A 5103-nucleotide genomic window follows, 5' to 3' on the forward strand; every position below is an offset into this window, starting at 1 on the left:
AAACAAGGAGCTGTCGAAGTAAAACGTTATTGGAATATTCCCGTCGGAACGCAAGACCGTACAATGACAGAAGGTGATGCGCTTGAGTTGATCGAGGCTGAATTACGGCAGGCGGTTATATTGCGTACTCATGCTGATGTACCAGTGGGCGTTTTCATGAGTGGAGGTATTGATTCAACTTTAATTTCAGCTTTGGCATTTGATCAAGGGGCTTCTGCTGAAGCCTATACACTTGGTTTCTCTAAAGGTAGTTGTATTGAAGATGAGGTTGAGGAAGCTTCTGTTATTGCTCGACACATAGGAATAAAGCACAACGTGCGAAGCGTTGATCCTAGAGAATATCTCCAAGAGATTGAGAGTAGCAGCCTTGGGTACGAGGAACCATTCTACAGTGTCTCTCCAAATTATATTGTCTCGAAATTTGTTGCAGGTAAGGGTGTCAAAGTGGCACTTAACGGTTTAGGTGGGGATGAGTTGTTTGCTGGCTATGATTATTATAAATGGTGCAAAGTATGGGAGGGGATGAAGTCATTTCGCGGTTTGGCGCGGTTTGGTCAATTAATGCCTAGCTCGCGGTTAAAAAGGGTGTGTGGATATTTGGGTTGTGATTCGGCTACTAGTCTCCATTCTTTATTGTTTTTAAAGATGCCGGTTGATGACTTGAATAGTCTTTTTAATCAAAGAATTGGGGTGGGTTTTGATCCTGTAGAGTGTGTAAGCGAGCTTTATGCTCAGCAGGTTCCTTGTTCTAGTGCTGTCGAAGCTTTGTCGTATATGGATTTGAGAAACTATGTCGGAAATCATCACGTAGAACGCACGGATCAGTTTACGATGATGAACTCGATTGAGGGGCGCTTCCCATTTTTAGATCATAATATGATCGAGGCGGCGTACACTATTCCTGCTCATTTGAAATTAAAAAATAATGAGCGAAAATATTTGCTGCGGAAATTATCGCGAAAATTTTTGCCGGAACAAGCCTTAGAAATGCCAAAAAAAGGGTTTTCTTTTCCTCTAAATAGCTGGATGAAAAAAGAGTTGGCTGAGTATGTTAGAGATAATCTTCAAGAGCTGGGTCAGATGGGTGTTTTTGATCCTTCTACGATCGAGCGGTGGTACAGTGAGTATCGGCAAGGTAGGCGGCCTTACACTCAAATTTGGCAATTAGTTTCCACTAATGTGTGGTTCAAGAACTTTGTTTCATCTCCTTCGTTTGGTGATTAGTGATAAGTTTTATACGAAAACTTTATAAGTATGTCTTGAGAACTTTTGAGCGAGCGGAAATTCTTGTACTTAACTATCCCTTTTATTGGTTTAGAAGCAATAAAAAGAAACAGCGCAGTTGTCTTATATTTATTGTAGGCGCTCCCCGCACTGGATCTACAATTCTCTATCAAGCGCTAACAAACTGTTATGATGTGAAATACATAGATAATTTGGCCGCGTCTTGGTTTAAACAATTACCTTTCGGAATGTGGTTAAGTCATCGGCGCTTTGGTCTAGAGCCACACAATAACTTTGTAGCAGAACATGGCAACACCGCTGAGTTTGGCGAGCACGCCCCGAGTGAATGTGGACAGTTTTGGTATCGGTGGTTGTCAAAGGAGGATCATTTTGTCGATGCTGGTGCGGTATCTCAAGAATCAATCGACCAAATTCGTAAAGAGCTATCTGCAGTTTCTGGGATGTTTGGCTTACCTTTGTTATTTAAAAATTTGAATATGGGGCAGCGTTTACGCTTGATAAAAGAGTTTGCGCCGGATGCCAAAATTATATTTATCCGCAGGGATCCAAGGTTTACGGTTCGCTCTATTTTAAGAGCACGGGAAAAAATGGGAGTTGCTTCTAATGAGATGTGGAGCGTCCGCCCTAAGAACTTCCGAGAGTTGCAAGCACTTACTGAAGGTGAAATGTGCGCAGCGCAAGTCTATCACCTAGAAAAACAAATAAAGGAAGATCTTTCTTTGTTCCCAGACGAAAATGTGATGACGGTTCAGTACAACAAGCTTTCTGTGGGTGCTGTAAAAAAGATGGGTGAGTGGCTTGGCCTAGAGGAGAAGGGTAATTCTGACTTTCCAGAATTTAAAAAAGATAGCAAAGATAGTATTCCTCAACATGAATTAAGTATGCTCGATGCAGCGATCGAAAAGTATGATTTTGATAAGGATATCTTTTGCTAAGCGATACAAAACAAAAATACCTTAACTTTAACGAAAAAGAAGATCTACCAATTTTTCTGCAGCCGTTTTGGCTTGACGCAACAGTAGGTGATGCTTGGGATGTTGCGCTTGTGGAGAAAGGCGGGCAGGTTGTCGGCGCTATGCCTTATACAACTACTAAGCGGCTCAATTCTTTAACTTATCTTGGCCAGCCATCGCTCACGCAGCACCTGGGACCTTGGATTCGACCCAGTACCGGCAAATACGCGAAACAGCTTGCACGGGAAAAAGATGTGATGCAAAGCCTAATTCAGCAACTGCCTGCATATGATAGCTTTCGGCAGAATTGGTCTTACACCAATCAAAACTGGTTGCCCTTTTATTGGAAAGGGTTTGAGCAAACGACAGGCTATACCTACGTGCTTGAAAGCCTAGATGATCTTAATTCTGTGTTTGATGGCTTTCAAGAGAACATTCGTCGAGAGATAAGGAAAGCACAAGGGCGCGTTAAAATTACGGTGAAGAGTGATGTTCCGCTTGAAGAGTTTCTCGCCTTAAATCAAAAGACATTTGCGCGCCAAGATATGCAAATGGCTAATGATAGGTCGTTTGTTAATAGCTTGGTTGAAGCTTGTATGAAAAAACAGGGTGTTAAATGGTTTGTTGCTTACGATGAGCAAGAAAGGCCTCACGCAGGTGTGTTGATCGTTTGGGATAAGCATTCGGCCTATTACTTGATGGGAGGGGGCGATCCTGAGTTGCGCAATAGCGGTGCAACTAGTCTTTGTATGTGGGAAGCAATTAAGTTTGCATCGACGGTTACGAAACGCTTTGATTTTGAGGGGTCAATGATTGAGCCCATCGAACGATTTTTTAGAGGTTTTGGTGCGATGCAAAAGCCCTATTTTCAGATTTCGCATACACCAAATCGTTGGCTTCGTTTAGCTAAAGCACTTAAGGCTGCTCGTTAATGTTGACGGTTACAGCACCAACTCAGGTTAAGCCTTTTCTTGATTACACGCTAAGTATCGTTTTTGATGAATGGTTAGGGCAGGAATACAGGGTTGAATATAAGGACTGTGATAGGGTAATTATTTCGCTCGATAATCACTCTCAGTCTATACAGATACAGACGAATTTTATAATTGAATTGGAATGTAATGAAATCTCGGCTTTCGATTTTTCTGACCACCAAGTCGAATGTTTATTTCTAAAGTCACTAGAGTTAGGTCTGGAAGAACAGTCCGGCTTTAAAGACAAAAACGACATCCCTGTTATGTTTGGTTCGCCAAACCTAAAGATTGGCTCGAATATTAAGATTGATTTTGACTTGTTCGGTACCATCTTCTTTATGCTCAGTCGCTTTGAAGAGTTAGTCAGTCCTGAGCGAGATCAGCACGATAGATTCCCAGCTAAGGCTTCTCTTGCATATAAATATGGCTTTCTTGAACGTCCGATAGTCGACGAGTATGTCGAATTGTTATGGGCTTGTATGACCAAGCTTTGGCCAGAGCTACAACGAAAAGAGCGCACCCCAAAAATATTTGTTAGCTGTGATGCAGATACGCCATTTGACCCGACAGTAAAGACCTTACCAAGATTACTACGAACGTGTGCTGCAGACCTGCTTAAACGAAAAAGTGTTACTGAAGCGTTAAAGCGCATACAGCGATATCATTTCAATAAAAAAGGTGATTTTCGGTTTGACCCAAATTACACCTTTGATTGGTACATGGATGTGTGTGAGCAGAATGGTTTAAAAGCGGCTTTTTATTTCATTCCTGAATCGATTGAACCTGGCAATGGTGATTATTCGCTTAAAGATAAGGATATTCGAGAGCTTTTGATCAAGATCGATGAGCGTGGCCACGAAATAGGTGTGCATGGTAGTTATCAGACATATCAAGATGGCACCAAACTTAAAAAGCAAAAAGCCCTGTTGGAAGGAACTTTACGAGAGTTAGGAATAGGGCAAAAGATTAAAGGCAACAGGCAGCACTATCTGCGTTGGGATTCGTCTATTACGCCAGATTTGTTAGATGATGCTGGCTTTGAATACGATACAACCGGCGGTTATGCCGACCATGCTGGCTTTAGGTTTGGTACATGTCATGAGTTCAGTATGTGGAGTTGGCAAAAGCAGGAGAAGCTTCGTTTAAAGCAGCGACCGTTGGTGGTTATGGAATGTACGGTCATTGATGATCGCTATATGGATTTAGGCGTCACGGAAGAAGCTCTCAAGTTTATGCACCGAATGAAAACTACTTGCTATCAAGTCAATGGTGACTTTGCTTTGCTTTGGCACAATTCGTCGCTTTCTTCTATCGACATCAAAAATGGTTTTTTTAGTGTTCTTAACGCTACATTGCGCGGTGTTTGATTAAAGCTATGGTGCAGGACTTCTTGTTTGTCATACTATTTTTTGTTATCCCTTTTTTGTTCTCATGGATAATGAATAAGATTGGTTACCCAGTAACTCGTCTATCAATACCGTCATTTACCTTTGTCTCAATGATTCTTCTTGGTTACGCTGGGTATTTTCTACTTTATTTTCAATTAATCGATTATCGGGTTGCTATTGGTATAGAGCGTCAAGACTTGGTTCTCACTGCATGGATGGCGTCGAGCTTTACAATTGTTTCCATGGTCTTGGGGTTTTTTCTATTTGCTAGGGCATTTGCTACTTCGAGGTTAAAGCCTAACCGATCTGTTTTTATCAATGAGTTGCTACCTTTTGAGCATTTTGCACTGTTTGTGCTTTTAACTCTTTCTCTTTTAGTGCTTTTGCTTTACCTAGTTCAAATACCTAAGGTAGCTTTGCTTGTTTCAATAATGGGGGGGGGGGAAGACNCAAAGTTTGTGCGAAGTGAGATGGGAAATAATTTTTCNGGTAAATATCACTGGTACTCCCTTTTTATGCATGATGTAGCGAAGCTGGTAGCTT

4 protein-coding genes are annotated in these 5103 nt (G+C 41.6%); all 4 read left to right on the forward strand.

Annotation, left to right across the window (positions count from 1 at the left end; genetic code table 11):
• A partial coding sequence (locus tag A3751_RS11925; protein WP_231876886.1) for an asparagine synthetase B occupies positions 1-1224 on the forward strand: 1224 nt, incomplete at its 5' end.
• 35 nt (positions 1225-1259) lie between these two features.
• Positions 1260-2180, forward strand: coding sequence for a sulfotransferase (locus A3751_RS11930; RefSeq protein ID WP_197466304.1), 921 nt, complete (start codon positions 1260-1262; stop codon positions 2178-2180).
• A complete protein-coding gene (locus A3751_RS11935; RefSeq protein ID WP_068456238.1) occupies positions 2174-3130 on the forward strand; it encodes a GNAT family N-acetyltransferase in 957 nt (318 codons plus the stop codon). The genes A3751_RS11930 and A3751_RS11935 overlap by 7 nt, the downstream gene beginning before the upstream one ends.
• Positions 3130-4539 carry a polysaccharide deacetylase family protein gene (locus A3751_RS11940; protein ID WP_068456241.1) on the forward strand — a complete coding sequence of 470 codons (1410 nt, stop codon included), beginning with the start codon at positions 3130-3132 and terminating at the stop codon, positions 4537-4539. The genes A3751_RS11935 and A3751_RS11940 overlap by 1 nt, the downstream gene beginning before the upstream one ends.
• The last annotated feature ends 564 nt before the right edge of the window (positions 4540-5103 follow it).

The organism is Oleiphilus sp. HI0080, assembly GCF_001635135.1.

What these genes read in the sequence shown, in the direction of transcription:
- A3751_RS11940 (WP_068456241.1), top strand. Translation starts at nt 3,130, where the DNA reads ATGTTGACGGTTACAGCACCAACTCAGGTTAAGCCTTTTCTTGATTAC.